At 55.9% G+C, this 14,347-nt stretch carries 14 protein-coding genes; 3 read left to right on the top strand and 11 right to left on the bottom strand.

Features of this window, described 5'->3' with window-relative positions; genetic code table 11:
• The first annotated feature begins 24 nt into the window (after positions 1-24).
• The gene (locus tag ACR0DJ_RS16505) at positions 25-471 is read left to right on the top strand and encodes a thiol-disulfide oxidoreductase DCC family protein (protein WP_480685668.1); all 447 of its coding nucleotides are present in this window, start codon (positions 25-27) and stop codon (positions 469-471) included.
• A gap of 174 nt (positions 472-645) precedes the next feature.
• On the opposite strand, the gene ACR0DJ_RS16500 is transcribed toward ACR0DJ_RS16505, so the two are convergent.
• The 3 genes from ACR0DJ_RS16500 to ACR0DJ_RS16490 all read right to left on the bottom strand — a co-directional run bounded on the left by ACR0DJ_RS16500 (position 646) and on the right by ACR0DJ_RS16490 (position 3,752).
• Positions 646-1,740 carry an ABC1 kinase family protein gene (locus tag ACR0DJ_RS16500; RefSeq protein ID WP_425079352.1) on the bottom strand — a complete coding sequence of 365 codons (1,095 nt, stop codon included), beginning with the start codon at positions 1,738-1,740 and terminating at the stop codon, positions 646-648.
• Positions 1,741-1,971: 231 nt separating this feature from the next.
• Positions 1,972-2,445, bottom strand: a complete 474-nt coding sequence (locus ACR0DJ_RS16495) for a DUF427 domain-containing protein (RefSeq protein ID WP_480685666.1) — start codon at positions 2,443-2,445, stop codon at positions 1,972-1,974.
• 188 nt (positions 2,446-2,633) lie between these two features.
• Complete coding sequence (locus ACR0DJ_RS16490; RefSeq protein ID WP_480685665.1) at positions 2,634-3,752, bottom strand: pyridoxal phosphate-dependent aminotransferase; 1,119 nt, start codon at positions 3,750-3,752, stop codon at positions 2,634-2,636.
• A 41-nt stretch (positions 3,753-3,793) separates the two neighbouring features.
• Between ACR0DJ_RS16490 and ACR0DJ_RS16485 the strand changes: the two genes are divergently transcribed.
• Positions 3,794-4,549, top strand: coding sequence for an N-acyl homoserine lactonase family protein (locus ACR0DJ_RS16485; RefSeq protein ID WP_480685664.1), 756 nt, complete (start codon positions 3,794-3,796; stop codon positions 4,547-4,549).
• Positions 4,550-4,597: 48 nt separating this feature from the next.
• Here the strand turns inward: ACR0DJ_RS16485 and ACR0DJ_RS16480 are convergent, their stop codons facing one another.
• The 3 genes from ACR0DJ_RS16480 to ACR0DJ_RS16470 all read right to left on the bottom strand — a co-directional run bounded on the left by ACR0DJ_RS16480 (position 4,598) and on the right by ACR0DJ_RS16470 (position 8,814).
• Entirely contained in the window at positions 4,598-5,326 is a 729-nt protein-coding gene (locus tag ACR0DJ_RS16480) for an SDR family NAD(P)-dependent oxidoreductase (RefSeq protein ID WP_257599841.1), read from the bottom strand.
• 383 nt (positions 5,327-5,709) lie between these two features.
• Positions 5,710-8,127 carry a DNA topoisomerase (ATP-hydrolyzing) subunit B gene (gene gyrB, locus ACR0DJ_RS16475; protein WP_257599840.1) on the bottom strand — a complete coding sequence of 806 codons (2,418 nt, stop codon included), beginning with the start codon at positions 8,125-8,127 and terminating at the stop codon, positions 5,710-5,712.
• A 114-nt stretch (positions 8,128-8,241) separates the two neighbouring features.
• On the bottom strand, positions 8,242-8,814 hold the full coding sequence (locus tag ACR0DJ_RS16470; RefSeq protein ID WP_480685663.1) for a TetR/AcrR family transcriptional regulator: 573 nt from the start codon (positions 8,812-8,814) through the stop codon (positions 8,242-8,244).
• 100 nt (positions 8,815-8,914) lie between these two features.
• Between ACR0DJ_RS16470 and ACR0DJ_RS16465 the strand changes: the two genes are divergently transcribed.
• Positions 8,915-9,481 (top strand): carboxymuconolactone decarboxylase family protein, encoded by a 567-nt coding sequence (locus tag ACR0DJ_RS16465; RefSeq protein WP_170345652.1) that lies wholly within the window; start codon positions 8,915-8,917, stop codon positions 9,479-9,481.
• Here ACR0DJ_RS16465 and recF read toward each other — a convergent pair.
• The 5 genes from recF to rpsT form a co-directional block, all read right to left on the bottom strand.
• Positions 9,478-10,575 (bottom strand): DNA replication/repair protein RecF, encoded by a 1,098-nt coding sequence (recF, locus tag ACR0DJ_RS16460; protein WP_425079359.1) that lies wholly within the window; start codon positions 10,573-10,575, stop codon positions 9,478-9,480. The two genes, ACR0DJ_RS16465 and recF, sit on opposite strands and share 4 nt — an antisense overlap.
• 59 nt (positions 10,576-10,634) lie before the next feature.
• Positions 10,635-11,756, bottom strand: coding sequence for a DNA polymerase III subunit beta (gene dnaN, locus ACR0DJ_RS16455; RefSeq protein WP_170345654.1), 1,122 nt, complete (start codon positions 11,754-11,756; stop codon positions 10,635-10,637).
• 80 nt (positions 11,757-11,836) lie between these two features.
• Entirely contained in the window at positions 11,837-11,968 is a 132-nt protein-coding gene (locus ACR0DJ_RS16450; RefSeq protein WP_480686295.1) for a hypothetical protein, read from the bottom strand.
• A 12-nt stretch (positions 11,969-11,980) separates the two neighbouring features.
• The gene (dnaA, locus tag ACR0DJ_RS16445; RefSeq protein WP_170345655.1) at positions 11,981-13,366 is read right to left on the bottom strand and encodes a chromosomal replication initiator protein DnaA; all 1,386 of its coding nucleotides are present in this window, start codon (positions 13,364-13,366) and stop codon (positions 11,981-11,983) included.
• Between the two features lie 556 nt (positions 13,367-13,922).
• Complete coding sequence (rpsT, locus tag ACR0DJ_RS16440; protein ID WP_170345656.1) at positions 13,923-14,186, bottom strand: 30S ribosomal protein S20; 264 nt, start codon at positions 14,184-14,186, stop codon at positions 13,923-13,925.
• Positions 14,187-14,347 lie beyond the last annotated feature (161 nt).

The raw sequence follows: 14,347 nt of genomic DNA, 5'->3' as shown, positions 1-14,347 counted from the left end.
ACCCAATGGGCAAGGTCAAACAAAATGCACAAAACGGACAATGCTGAGTTTGCACTCACATCTGATGACGCCGATCAATCGCACACTACGGTGTACTACGATGGATCATGCCCGCTTTGCTCCGTTGAGATCGGGCATTATGCTTCTTGCAAGGGCGCTGAACACCTGCGGTTTGTCGACGTTTCCGAACCCAATGCTCGTGTCGGTGCAAATCTAACGCGGCAAGAAGCGATGGATCGATTCACTGTGCGCCGACCAGATGGAGAACTTGTGTCCGGTGCGCACGGGTTCACGGAACTCTGGGGCACTTTACCCAAATGGCGTTGGCTGGCGCGTCTGGCAGGCTTACCGGGGGTAACGTCCCTGCTAGAACTTACATACCGAGTTTTCCTGCCCTTAAGACCGAAGCTTTCGAAGATCGCCTCTTGGTTCGGAGCGAAGCCGGTTAACAGGACAAATTCGTCGACATGATCAACCTAAACGATGGGCATTTCTAATGGCTGGGTTGGCTCTTCAAAGGCGTTCTCGAATCCGCGTTTGGCAACGTTTGCGCCGTATTCACACTTCGTCTTGGGTTGGTCACACTGATCAGTGACGCAGGTTTTTAGTTGTTCGGCTTGTTGGTTTTGAGTGAATTGGGCTAGTTCAGATGACGTACTTTTCAAGCAGCGTCTTCACGGGCAGCGAGGCATTCAATCGAGTAGCCAACAGGAACATTCCCCCAATCTTTCGCTGAAGGTAAAGAACGTCCATTGGCACCTGGGGTGGGATATAGCCAACCTCGGCCAACGCCATTCCCTCTTTGTTCAGGCGGTGGGAAAGAGTTCGGTCAGAGAAATCAAATTCATTGGCAGATAGAATTGCTTCGAAAACGCTGTGGATCATTCCGAGAATCCGGTCGTCAAATGGACCATCACCTTCAATAAGCTTCAGTTGTATGGCAGCCTTACGAAGCGCCGCGCCGTCTTCAAGCAAACCGGCGCGCAACAGATCCACGTATCCATCTATTGCAGATGGTTGCAGTGCGCGTGCCGCGCCAAAATCCAAGAGACTGATTTTTCCATTGGATGGGTTGTATCGGTAATTGGCAAAGTTTGGGTCGCTCTGCATGATACCAAACTCGAAAACCTCGCGCAGCGTGAGATTGACCAAGGATTCTGAAACTCGATTGCGTTCCTCGCTGGTCGCATCACTCACGGCCTCGATAGGGCGACCTTCCAGAAAGGACATCGTTAGTACTTCTGGCGTGCTCCAATCCGGAAAGAACTCGGGGATTTCAAACGCTTCATCGCCCTGCAAGAGGTCTGCAAAACAGCGCAGATATTGCCCCTCGCGTTCATAGTCCGTTTCTTCATGTAATTGACTGCGCGCCTCTTGGATATACGGAGCCAGATCAAAGCTTTGGGGAAGCAGACCTGACATGCGAACCAGAGTGGCAACGTTGGCCACGTCGCTGTCGATACTGCGCGCGATACCGGGATATTGCACTTTGATCGCCACATCGCGCCCGTCTTTCAATGTCGCACGATGTACTTGCCCAATGCTCGCTGCCGCTATGGGCCTTACATCGAAAGATTGGAAGGATTTTCGCCAGTCTGCACCCCAAGCTCGGTTCAGGACGTCACGCAATTGTTTCGGCGGCATGAAATGCGCCTGATCTCGCAGACGCGCCATGATGTCAGCCAGTTCGGGCGGCAAGACCTCACCTGCATCCATCGAAATCAACTGACCCACCTTCATCGCGGCGCCTCGCATACGCGCAAGCTGATCCGCGACTCGTGTCACGTTGCCGGGTGTCATCAACAAACCACGCATATCGGGTCGCGCTCCGCGACCGATCTCTCTTAGGGCGCGTGCTGCCATGTTCCCCACAATGCCTGCTGTCATGCTGCTCAAACCGGCAACACGGACCAAACGGCTTGTAGGAACGGCCAAAGGGGTTGGCGAGGATTTAGGGTCGGTCATCAATACTCACCAAAATTCCGTGCCCGGAGCGCCTTTTATACGACCCTTCAAGTTCTCGGTGACCCAGCCTCCATAGAAGTCCCCGGGTTGCGGGATCACCCGGTACTCACCAACAAAACAAGCATCCATAAGTCCGGCGTAAAAGGCGAGATAGTCCTTGATCCGTTCAAATCTGGTGGTTGGTGCAGCATAACTCCACGCAGCTTTCTTAGCCGCAGTTGCCCCGCTCTGAACGTCCCAGTAGCTCGCAACACCCTTCCACTCGCAGTATGATCTGCCTGAGGCCTTTGTCAGAACGGTATCAATGTCTTGCGGCGGAATATAATACGTGGGGGTGTGGTGGGTCTCGAGAACCTGAAACGCCTGGTCAGTTTCTACGATTGTTCGACCGCCAAACTCTATTCGTAAGTTATGGGGCACCTCCCGCAGCGCAGGTGGCCGGGGATAGTCTTGAACATTTTCAGTTGTCCAACCTGTCATTTCGAACCTTGGTTATGAATCAGTTGTTCCATCTTCGAACTAGCGCGCCGACAGCGTTATTCTAGCGAGAGAGCTTTGAGCGCATGGCAGGTGAACTTGCACCAAAATTGGGCTTAGTGTCAGCTTGGGACGGGCAACGTTATTTGACCGACTTAGCAGCCCGAACCGTCGAAATGAGTGTCCTAAATCTACCAGTTCGCCAATAGTTCGTCCATGCGCTCTAGGCCAAGGTCGAGGTTGGCAGCAGCACCTCCCCCCACACCCAGTCGGATGTGGTTCTGCATCCCGTAAGACGAACCCGGTAGTAGAAATGTCCGATAGGGATCGGCGAGCAAGCGTTTGGCGAACACGTCGCCATCAATCCCATCGAGCCGTGCCAAACCAATTAATCCAGCCTGAGGTTTGACCCAATCGAGGTTGGGCTGATCGGCAACAAACCTATCCAGGCGTTCCAGCGTTTTCATCCCAGCTGCCCGTGCAGTTTTCAAAGCCTGATTATATCGGTCAGACCTCAAGGCGATTTCGGCGATGACTTCGCCGAGAATATTCATAATTTCGCTCGAGTTTTCCCGCAGAATAATAGCGTCCCAAATGAGATCTGAATCACGGCATATCATCCAGCCGGTGCGTAGCCCCTGGAGCCCCAGTGCCTTGGAAACGCTGCCCGTCGTGATACCCCTTGGATACAAACCAGCAATCGAAGGGGCACGGGACCCGTCCCACTCCAATCCCGCGTAAACCTCGTCAACAACCAGCCATGCACCTACGCGATCTGCGATTTGGACAAGCCTTTCCAGCTCTGCTTGTGTCATCAACTTCCCGGTGGGGTTATTGGGGTTGGTCATAAAGATGAGCCGCGTGCGCGCTGATACTGCGACCTCAACTTTGTCGAGCGGCAAAACCCAACCAGCACTCTCTTCTCGGTCGACAACTTTTAGCGTCGCGCCAACTGCCTCTGCCAATACGCCCGCTTGTGGCCAGCCCGGGCGTTCCGTTACGACTTCGTCGCCCGGTTGGACCAATTGCATGAATGCAAGATAATTGGCTTCTGCTGCGCCGGCGGTGATCAGGACGTCGTCTGGCTTGCAAACATCAGACAAGCCGGCGCGGTCCAAAACATGTCGTCGTAAAGCAGGCAGACCCCGAAAGCTGTTTTGGTTCCAATCCAACGGCAGCGCTGGATCCAGCGCATCCATGAACTCACCCAAACGCGGCGACTCGGACAAGGAAAACCCAACGAAAGCTTCTGGATCCGCTTCCGTGGTATCCAGTAGGTACTGAAAGAGTGTGTGTATCTTGACTTTCATGCTCTACTCAAAATCTTTGTAGTCAATCAGGGAGAGAGTCTGTGCAAGCAGAGGGATTTGTCAAAGGGCGACCGATTGACCTTGCGGTTTTGGACTACGGGCTGTTCAAGGTCCATTCCACTGGCCGCATCATAGGTATCTGCGGGTTTCTGATCCGGACAGATTTGGGAGAAGCAATACTCATCGACACTGGATTTCCTGAAAAATACGCCATTGATACCGACGCCGCGGTCAAAGAAGATCGATTGTATGAGTTCGGCGAGGTTCTGAAGTGCGAACCAGACAATCTGCCACGCGCACAGCTGGCAAAACTCGGGCTTATTCCGTCAGACATTACACTACAGATTTGTACGCACACCCATATCGACCATATCGGTGCATTGGGCGACTTTCCAAACAGTCCCATTCTCATCTCCTCTGCCGAGCGAGCCTTACCTCGCCCGTTGTACTGGGGCGATATGCGGCCGATGGAATGGCCCGAGCAGGATTACCTGGTTATTGATGGCGACGTAGAGATTGGGCCGGGTATCTTAGTTTTGGCGGCGCCAGGCCATGCGCCTGGCCAGATCGCCGTGATGGTCCATCTTCCGTCGGGGGCGATTTTATTGACCAGTGATGCGATTTCCCGACCAGCAGAAATCGACGAGAAGTTTGCCGGGTCTTGGGACGAAGATGCAGCAATTGCCAGCGCAGACAGGTTGATGCGTCTGGCATCCGAGCGAGATGCCTTTGTAATCTATGGGCATTGTCCAAAGCAGTGGCCTGTTCTGAAGAAAGCACCAGAAGTCTACAGCTGACCCCACCCCTTGGACCATTTTTCCGAAAAGTGATGTCGCACCAAAGAGTTATCTGACGTCGCGCCCTTGGTTCAGAATAATCACATTCCCACTGGAAACATCCCCTGCCGGTGAAATGAGAAAACCAACCCAAGAGGCGATTTGCTCAGGTAGCATCGCATGACCATGTGGCATGGCACTAACGGCTTTCTTCAAGACTTCCTCGGTCAAGACATTGAACAACGGTGTCTCAGTCATGGCAGGTGCCAGAGAATTTACACAGATTTTATCCTGTGCGTATCGACGGGCGAGGTCTTTTGTAAGGGTATCCATCGCTGCCTTTGACGCGCGGTAGTGCGGAGGGTCGAACACATCGAAATTGTAAGCACCGTTCGATGAGATATTTACAATCTTTTTGATGCCTTCGCGTTCTAACATCAATTGGACCGCTTGCTGGCAACAATGGAATGCAGAATTAAAGTTGATTGCCATCTGCTTTTCGAGTTCCTCGGGCGGAATGTGCGGGAAGTCAGACATAAAGCAGGTGCCAGCGTTGTTTACCAAAGCATCCAGACCGCCATGGGCTGTCCTAATGCGCTCAAACGTTTGAGCCACGGCCAAAGGATCAGTTAAGTCAACGGAAATAGGTGTGAAGTCCGAACTAAATTCTGATGCCAGTTCGTTCAGACGCTCTTCTTTGAGGTCCAGACCAATCACATGCAATCCGTTTGTCTGCAATTGGCGGCAGATGGCCTGCCCCATCCCTCCCGCGGCGCCGGTCACAACCGCTGTCTTCATGGTAACTCCTCCTACCTAGGTATGATTTGGGATACTTCGAATTAAAGAAGGAAACTCATAACCCCTTTTTTCAGAAAGCGGCGAAAGCCAATTTCGTTTAATTCAGTGCACGTCAGTTTTGGGCTCAAGCTAGACTTTGCAAAGTCAGCTTTCTGCGCATCGCGGCCGTTCGCGAGAATCCAAGCAAAAAGGCCGCATGGAACCCAAGGTTCTATAGGGAGGCCCTTTGCGGGATTGAGCAACGCAAAGGACCATAACCGCAACGACTACTCCAAAAAAGATTGAATTCACCGCTAGGGCAGACAATCGCGCAGCGCAAAACTATGGGCGAACTGCGCAAACTTATGGGGTGTGCGAAGTGTTATGCGCAAACCTACTAATAATCAGAAATCCAGATTCTCAACACTCAAGGCGTTTTTCTGGATGAACTCCCGACGAGGTTCCACGACGTCACCCATCAACTTGGTGAACAGATCATCCGCCTCAACCATGTCATCCACGCGCACTTGCAGCAGCGTCCGCGCATCCGGGTCCAGTGTCGTTTCCCACAGCTGGTCAGGGTTCATCTCACCCAGACCTTTATAGCGCTGCAGGGACAAGCCCTTTTCACCCTCTTCCAGAATGGCCCGCAACAAGTCCAGCGGACCGTGGATCATCTGGCTGCGATCACGACGGATCAAGGTGGCCGGAGAGTTGTAAATTTCTTGCAGGCTCTGCGTAAAGCTGCCGGTCTTGCGCGCCTCGCCCGAGCGCAGCATCGGGCCGTCCAGCGTGCGAACCTCTTCGACACCGCGTAGAATACGGGCCAGTCGGATGCCGTGATCCTGTGTTATCCGACCCTGCCAGCCACGTTCATATTCCAAAGCGATCAGGTCCAGCCGCGCGGCGACTTTGTCAGCCACACCTTGCAGATCGGCGTCCACCGCACCCGGCACGAAAGCCCCAGCCACGGCGGCCTGTTCCAGAATATGGCGCGGGTAATGTGTTGGAAACGCATCCAGAACACGTTTCAGCTGACGCGCCTCGTCGACCACGCGGGTCAGGTCCTGGCCGATGATTTCCTCACCCGAGCCGAGTTTCAGAACAGCGCCTTCGACGCCCTGATTGATCAGATAGTCATCCAGAGCGGCCTGATCCTTCAGGTAAACCTCTGACTTTCCGCGGGAAACCTTATACAGCGGCGGTTGCGCGATATAGAGGTACCCACCCTCGATCAATTCCGGCATCTGCCGATAGAAGAAGGTCAGCAACAGCGTCCGGATATGCGCGCCGTCCACATCCGCGTCGGTCATGATGACGATCTTGTGGTAGCGCAGCTTTTCGATGTTGAATTCATCGCGGCCAATGCCCGTGCCCAGGGCCATGACGAGGTTGCCGATTTCCTGAGACGACAGCATCCGGTCGAACCGGGCGCGCTCGACGTTCAGGATTTTACCGCGCAGGGGCAGAACGGCCTGTGTCAGCCTGTCCCGGCCGGTTTGAGCAGACCCGCCGGCCGAGTCTCCCTCGACCAGGAAGACTTCGGTCTTGGATGGGTCTTTCTCGGAACAATCCTTCAGCTTGCCAGCCAGATAGTTCACATCCATCGCGGTCTTGCGCCGGGTCAGTTCGCGCGCCTTGCGCGCAGCCTCACGGGCCAACGCGGCCTCGATGATCTTGCCGACGATGCTCTTGGCTTCTGTGGGGTTCTCTTCGAACCACTCGGCCAGTTTTTCGTTCATCAGACCTTCGACCGCCGGACGGACCTCGGAGGAAACCAGCTTGTCCTTGGTCTGGGACGAGAATTTCGGGTCGGGCACTTTCACCGACAATACGCAGGTCAAACCTTCGCGCGCATCGTCACCGGTGAAGCTGACCTTTTCCTTTTTCGCGATCCCGCTGGACTGCGCATAGTTGTTGATCGTCCGGGTCAGCGCGCCGCGGAACCCAGCCACGTGGGTCCCGCCGTCACGCTGCGGGATGTTGTTGGTAAAGGGCAGCACCGTCTCGTGGTAGCTGTCATTCCACCACATTGCGATCTCGACGCCGATATCGTCGCGCTCGCCCTTGATATAGATCGGCTCGGGCATGGCCGGAGTTTTGGACCGGTCGAGATACTTGACGAATTCCTTCACGCCACCCTCGTAGAACAGCTCGGTTTCCAGCCGTTCTGCCGGGCGCTCGTCGATCAGGATGATCCGCACGCCCGAGTTCAGAAACGCCAATTCACGCAGCCGTTTTTCCAGCGTCTCGAATGAGTATTCGAGGTTCGAGAACGTGTTGGTTGACGCCAGAAAGCGCACTTCGGTTCCCGTACGATCGCCACACTCACCGACGACCTTCAGGTGCTCTACTGTTTCGCCACCCTCAAAGCGTGCCACGTGCTCTTTGCCCGCGCGCCAGATGCGCAGCTCCAGCCAATCCGACAGCGCGTTTACCACCGAAACACCCACACCGTGCAAACCGCCCGATACTTTATAGGAATTGCTATCGAACTTGCCGCCCGCATGCAGCTGGGTCATGATAACCTCGGCTGCCGACACGCCTTCTTCCGGGTGGATATCAACCGGAATTCCGCGACCGTTGTCGCTGACAGAAACGCTGGAATCCGCGTGAATTTTCACGGTCACGTGGTCGGCGTGACCCGCCAGCGCTTCGTCAATCCCGTTATCGACAACCTCATACACCATGTGGTGCAGGCCCGAGCCATCATCCGTGTCCCCGATATACATGCCGGGGCGTTTGCGAACGGCCTCCAAACCTTTGAGAACTTTGATGGAATCTGCGCCGTATTCCTGGGGAGCCTGTGCGTCTTCGGACATTCAGTCAGTACCTATATTATTTTGGTACCTTATACGTTTTCTGGTGGGGATTGTCACGCGATCCCCCAATATTTTGTGTATGCTCGGGTCGTTTTCTGCGTACCCGAATCCACCTCACAACTGGTCGATGTCAGAAGCGATATCCGCCGCGATTTCCAGCGCATCGACATCCTTGCGTTCAGCCGACAACCGAAGCCCCAGAAGATCCGACTGATACCGCGCCGCCAGCCGATCCGGGTCATGTTCGGGCCGGATTTCACCGGCAGCTTGGGCGCTGCGGAACAGGTCGGCGAAACACGCTTTCATTTCCGCCATGTGACGCGCGGCCTGATCCGCAAGCGCATGATCCTTCGCCTGCAACTCAGCATATGTTTTTGCCAACATGCAGGCCTTTGCCGGGTTCTCGACCGCTTCGATGACCAGACGAGGTTGCGCCTTGAGCGCTTCCTTCGGCCCCAGTCTTTCAGCAAGGGCTTTCAGGCGCGCCACACCTTCTTGCGTGTAGCGTTCCAGCGTCAACGCATAGAGCGCATCTTTCGACCCGAAAGCCGCGTAGAAACTGCCGGGTTTCAGCTTCAATTCCCGCTCCAGGTCTTTCAGCGACGTACCAGCCCAGCCCTGACGCCAAAAGATGTCACGGGCCTTCGCGATCAACGCGTCGCGATCATATGCAGGTTTACGGGGCATCGGCATCACCAATTCTTGAACGTTCGCTCAAATATATACTTGAGTGATCACTCAAGAAACCCTAAATACCACCCATCGCGCCAGAAACAGGAGATCCGACATGGCCACCTTCCCGTCTCATGACCTCGAATCCGCACCCGAAGCATCCAAACCTCTGCTGGAAAAGTCCCAGGCCGCTTTTGGACGTTTGCCGGGCCTGCATAAGGTGATGGCAGAAAGCCCACAGCACCTTGAAGGCTATCAGGTTTTGCACGGCCTGTTCTTGCAGACCGATTTCGACAACGATGAGAAAACCGTCGTCTGGCAGACCATCAATGTGGAAAACGAATGCCATTATTGCGTGCCCGCGCACACCGGCATCGCAAAGATGATGAAGGTATCAGACGAAATCTCCCAGGCTCTGCGCAATGAAACTCCACTGCCTTCCGCCAAGCTCGAAGCGCTGCGCACCTTCACCCTGCAAGTGATGGAAACCCGTGGCAACCCGACCGAGGAACAGCTTCAGGCGTTCTTCGACGCGGGCTATTCGCATCGCGCGGTTCTGGACGTGGTGCTGGGTCTGGCACAGAAAACCATGTCGAACTACGTCAACCACATGGCCAAAACGCCAGTCGATGAAGTCATGCGCGGCTTCCTGTGGGAACGTAAAGTCAACGAACCGGCCTAAACCGCCACGACTGATCCCTCATCGCCTTCGGAAACGACCAGCGACTGGGCCCGGTCACCCAACTCTTCAAACAGTTCAGGCCCGGTGCCCGTCATCCAGGCCTGAGCACCCAACGCACAAATCTCGTCATAAAGTGCGGCGCGCCGACCCGCGTCCAGATGTGCGGCCACCTCATCCAGCAATACGATTGGTGGCGCCCCCACCATTGCGGCCAAAGCTCGTGCATTGGACAGGATCAATGAAACCAGCAGCGCCTTCTGCTCACCGGTGGAACAATCCTTGGCCGGAACACCCTTGGCAGCAAACACGCCATAGAGATCCGACCGATGCGGCCCGACCAAAGTCCGGCCCGCAGCCAGATCCCTGAACCGACTTTCATTCAAAGCCTCGCGCAAATCCTCAGCCGTTTCGGGCATCGCACCTTCGGTTTGCACCAATTCCAACTCGGCAGACGGAAATGCCGTTTCCGCCTGATCCTGCGCCACCCTCAGATGGTGCAACGCCGCCAATCGCGCTGCGTGGATACGATGCCCCATCTCCGCCATCTGACCCTCAAGCGCGGCATACCAATGCGCGTCACGCACCTGCTCTTTCAGCAAACGGTTCCGTTCGCGCATCGCTTTTTCGTAGGTCAGCGCGGCCTCCGCATGAGACGGATCAAAACTGAGCGCAATGCGATCAAGAAACCGGCGCCGGCCTTCGGCCGCTTCAATCCACAGGCGGTCCATGGACGGAACCAGCCAGACCACCCGCGCAAGTTTGCCCAGATCAATCTGGGTGGCGGTCTTTCCATCAATCCTTACCTGCCGCGCTGCACCGCCCTCAGACCAGGTTTCGATTTCGAAATTCTGACCCTGCGATTGCAACAGTCCCGACAGTTTCCAGCCCAACGCCTCGGGTCGCCGCGTCATCTCGGCCGCGCTTGCCCGCCGCATTCCGCGACCGGGTGAAAACAAGGATACCGCTTCCAGAATATTGGTCTTGCCCGCCCCGTTCGGCCCGTGAATCGCCACCGGCCGCCCGTCCAGAGACAACCGCGCCAGCTTGTGAGACCGAAAATGCGAGACCGTAAGCTCGGTCAGGGCCAATCCCATGACCCCTCCCTTCATCTTTTCAAAAATACTCCCGCCGGAGGCATCGCGCGTCCGCGCGATCAGACGCGCATTGGCATGACGACGTAAACCGCGCTCTGGTCATTGCCTTCGCGCATCAGGGTCGGGTCGCCAGCTGAATTGAACATGAACACCGCATTCTCTCGATCCACCTGAGACGCGATCTCCAGCAGATATTTGGCATTGAACCCGATCTCCAGACGCTCATCACCATAGGCAACGGCCAGTTCTTCCTCGGCCGCGCCACTATCTGGAGCATTCACCGACAGAACCAGCTTGTCGCCATCCAGTTGCAGCTTCACCGCACGCGAACGCTCGGAAGACACCGTTGCCACCCGGTCCACGGCCTGTGCGAACTCGGCGGCATCAACTTCCAGCTTGCGCGTATTTCCTTGCGGGATGACGCGTGTGTAGTCAGGAAAGGTGCCATCGATGACCTTCGAGGTCAGTGTGATATCCGGCGTGGCGAAACGCACCTTGGTTTCGCTGACCGAAACCGCAATATCCATTTCATCATCGTCCAGCAGCTTGCGCAGCTCGCCCACGGTTTTGCGCGGGACGATAACGCCCGGCATGCCCTCTGCACCATCCGGCAAATCGGCATCGATCCGAGCAAGCCGATGACCGTCGGTGGCCACGCAGCGCAACACCTTGCCGCCATCGGATCCGTCGGCCACATGCATGTAGACACCGTTCAGATAATACCGGGTCTCTTCTGTTGAAATCGCGAATTTCGACTTGTCAAACAACCGTCGCAGCAGGGCAGCCGAAGCCGTGAAGTTTGATTGATACTCCGACGACGCCATGACCGGAAAATCCTCTTTCGGCAGCGTCGCCAGCGAGAAATTCGACCGACCCGCCTCAACCGTCAAACGCCCTGCCGCGTTGTCGGCGGTCAGGGTCACAAGGGCACCGTCGGGCAATTTGCGCACGATCTCGTGCAAAGTGGTCGCGGCCACGGTGGTAGCGCCGGCTTTCTCGACCTGCGCCGGGGCCTTGTCGACCACCTCGATATCCAGATCGGTCGCGCGAAACAGCGCCTGATCGCCTTCCGCCTCGATCAGAACATTGGCAAGTATGGGAATGGTATTGCGGCGTTCCACTACGGATTGGGCCTGCGAAACGGCCTTGAGAAGGGTGCCGCGTTCGATGCTGATCTTCATACCCTCAATTCCTCTGACTTGCGTACCGACATGGGCGGGACTGGCACGTTAGCGGTTCCACCCTGAGGCACAAGGATTTTTTACGGTTTTCTGGGTTGGATTGCGTCCAGCGTCAAGGGCAGCGTGCCTGACAGGCACCAGTTCTGATCCAACCGTGGACTAATGCGCACAAGAAACGCCCCGGCCCGAGGAACCGGGGCGGTTTCCTGCATTACAGGCGCAGATCAGGCTTCAAGTGACCGGCGCAGCATTTCCACATCTTCAGCGATCTGACCATCGGTCAGCTTCAGCTCTTCAATGCGTTTGACGCCATGCATGACCGTCGTGTGATCTCGCCCGCCAAAACGGCGGCCGATCTCGGGCAGCGACCGGCTGGTCAACTGCTTGCACAGATACATCGCCACCTGACGCGGACGCGCGTAAGAACGCAGGCGCTTTGGGCCGATGATGTCGGAGAGGCGGATGTTGTAGTATTCAGACACCTTCCGCTGGATCTCTTCAACGGTGATCTTGCGTTCCGAGGCGCGCAACACATCCGCCAGACAATCCTGGGTCAGTTCCATGTCGATCTCGCGGCCAACCAGCGACGCGAACGCGAACAGACGGGTCAGGGCACCTTCCAGCACCCGAACATTGGTCGAGATGCGATGCGCCAGGAATTCCAGAACGCCATCGGCAATCGCCAGGTCCGGATAGGATGAACTGTATTGCTGCACCTTGTTCTGCAAAATGCCCAGACGCAGTTCATAATCGGTCGGGTGCAGGTCGACCACCAGACCACATTGCAGGCGGGATTTCACCCGATCTTCCAGATCCTTGATCTCACCCGGGGCGCGATCGGCCGAGATGATGATCTGCTTGTTCTGATCCACCAGCGCGTTGAACGTGTGGAAAAACTCTTCCTGAGTGGAATCCTTGCCGGCGATGAACTGCACGTCGTCAACCATCAAAACGTCAACCGAACGGAACAGGTGTTTGAAATCCATCATCCGACGCTCGCGCAGGGCCTGCACGAAACGGTACATGAACTGTTCCGCCGACAGGTACAGAACATTGAGTTCGGGATGTTTGGTTTTCAGCTCCCATGCAATGGCATGCATCAGGTGGGTCTTACCCAGCCCCACGCCGCCGTACAGTACCAGCGGATTGAAGGTCACCGGACCGCCCTCGGATACCCGACGCGCAGCCGCATGGGCCAGTTCATTGGGTTTGCCGACGACAAAACTGTCAAAGGTAAAGCGGGAATCCAACGGGGCGGCCTGAAGCGATTCCAATGTGTCCTGCGCCGGGTCCTCGCTCGGCGCGGCGACAGGTTCCGGCTTTGCCACCGGCGGCGTATCGACAGCTGGCTTGGGCCGGGCTGGCGAGTTTGCGGCGACGCGGAAATCCAGACGTTGTACAGTTTCACCTGCGGTGTTCAGCTCGTACAAAATGAGGTCCGCAAAATTCTGGCTGACGTAATTGCCCATGAAATTGGTCGGCACCGAGAAAACCGCCACGCCATCCTGAAGCTCCTTGAATTCCAAAGGCTCGATCCAGGTCGTATAGTTGTTCCGACCGATGGCCTTCAGCAATTTGTTACGCAGTAGTCCCCATTTCTCTTGTGTCATTAAGCGCCTCACGCATCCCATTCTTATTGGCCTGTCAGCCTTATTCAGACGAAGCCGGTTTCCCGGTGTTGTATTCACACGCAATAGGTATCCTGTCGCCAAACCAAATGGCTTGGCGGGACTGTCCCGGAATGCTCGGCAAACCCCAAATCTGACGCTCAACAATAACAGAGCGCCCCGAAAACCGGGTTGCACGTCGCAATCTCAATTTTTTAGACAGGGCCGAGATCACCGGGTATAACCCGGAAACCACGACAGATCGGCAGCCTGGCTTGCGCCAGTCGTCGACAATTGTCCCCAGATCGTTCTGATGCCCGTCAGTTCAATCGGGTAAACAGCCTGTCCCCCCAAGCGAGTGAATCGCTGACATCAGTGGTAGCAATTCGAAGCGGGGCGCGGCAACGAAACTTCGATATTGACTCGGGTCTTTGGCCGAAAGAATCTCTCGGTTTCGTGAAGGCGCGGTTTTCTGGCAACACGAAAAAAGGCGTCGCAATGTGCGACGCCTTTCAGAATAGTTCAGCTTTTCTGACGTGACGCAGGGTCACCCGAAAGCTCAACCCAGCGCTTTGACACGCGCGGACAGGCGCGACATTTTGCGGGCCGCAGTGTTCTTGTGGAAGACACCTTTGGTGACGCCACGCATCAGCTCGGGCTGAGCCGCACGCAGGGCCGCGGTCGCCGCGTCCTTGTCGCCGGATGCGATCGCTTCTTCGACTTTGCGCAGATAGGTGCGGATGCGCGAACGACGTGCTTTGTTGATTGCGAAACGCTTTTCGTTCTGACGGGCGCGTTTCTTTGCCTGAGGCGAATTAGCCATGTGTCTCTGACCTTTTGTACGGTACGTTAATCTTGGGTTGCGCGCCACGGACATATCCGCACCGGATCAGAAATCACGAGTGTGAGTCGGGCCAAGCGGGCCGCACGCGCATGTATAGCGGCGCTCTTTACCCAAGTTTTGGGGAGTTGCCAAGTTGATTC

The sequence above is a fragment of the Ruegeria sp. BF10 genome (assembly GCF_056538725.1).
This window is presented reverse-complemented; position numbering and strand designations above follow the sequence as displayed.

Excerpts from the sequence above, each read along its gene's own strand:
- ACR0DJ_RS16505 (WP_480685668.1), top strand. The coding sequence starts at position 25 with ATGCACAAAACGGACAATGCTGAGTTTGCACTCACATCTGATGACGCC.
- ACR0DJ_RS16500 (WP_425079352.1), bottom strand. The coding sequence starts at position 1,740 with ATGAAGGTGGGTCAGTTGATTTCGATGGATGCAGGTGAGGTCTTGCCG.
- ACR0DJ_RS16495 (WP_480685666.1), bottom strand. The coding sequence starts at position 2,445 with ATGACAGGTTGGACAACTGAAAATGTTCAAGACTATCCCCGGCCACCT.
- ACR0DJ_RS16490 (WP_480685665.1), bottom strand. The coding sequence starts at position 3,752 with ATGAAAGTCAAGATACACACACTCTTTCAGTACCTACTGGATACCACG.
- ACR0DJ_RS16480 (WP_257599841.1), bottom strand. The coding sequence starts at position 5,326 with ATGAAGACAGCGGTTGTGACCGGCGCCGCGGGAGGGATGGGGCAGGCC.
- gyrB (WP_257599840.1), bottom strand. The coding sequence starts at position 8,127 with ATGTCCGAAGACGCACAGGCTCCCCAGGAATACGGCGCAGATTCCATC.
- ACR0DJ_RS16470 (WP_480685663.1), bottom strand. The coding sequence starts at position 8,814 with ATGCCCCGTAAACCTGCATATGATCGCGACGCGTTGATCGCGAAGGCC.
- ACR0DJ_RS16465 (WP_170345652.1), top strand. The coding sequence starts at position 8,915 with ATGGCCACCTTCCCGTCTCATGACCTCGAATCCGCACCCGAAGCATCC.
- recF (WP_425079359.1), bottom strand. The coding sequence starts at position 10,575 with ATGGGATTGGCCCTGACCGAGCTTACGGTCTCGCATTTTCGGTCTCAC.
- dnaN (WP_170345654.1), bottom strand. The coding sequence starts at position 11,756 with ATGAAGATCAGCATCGAACGCGGCACCCTTCTCAAGGCCGTTTCGCAG.
- ACR0DJ_RS16450 (WP_480686295.1), bottom strand. The coding sequence starts at position 11,968 with ATGCAGGAAACCGCCCCGGTTCCTCGGGCCGGGGCGTTTCTTGTGCGC.
- dnaA (WP_170345655.1), bottom strand. The coding sequence starts at position 13,366 with ATGACACAAGAGAAATGGGGACTACTGCGTAACAAATTGCTGAAGGCC.
- rpsT (WP_170345656.1), bottom strand. The coding sequence starts at position 14,186 with ATGGCTAATTCGCCTCAGGCAAAGAAACGCGCCCGTCAGAACGAAAAG.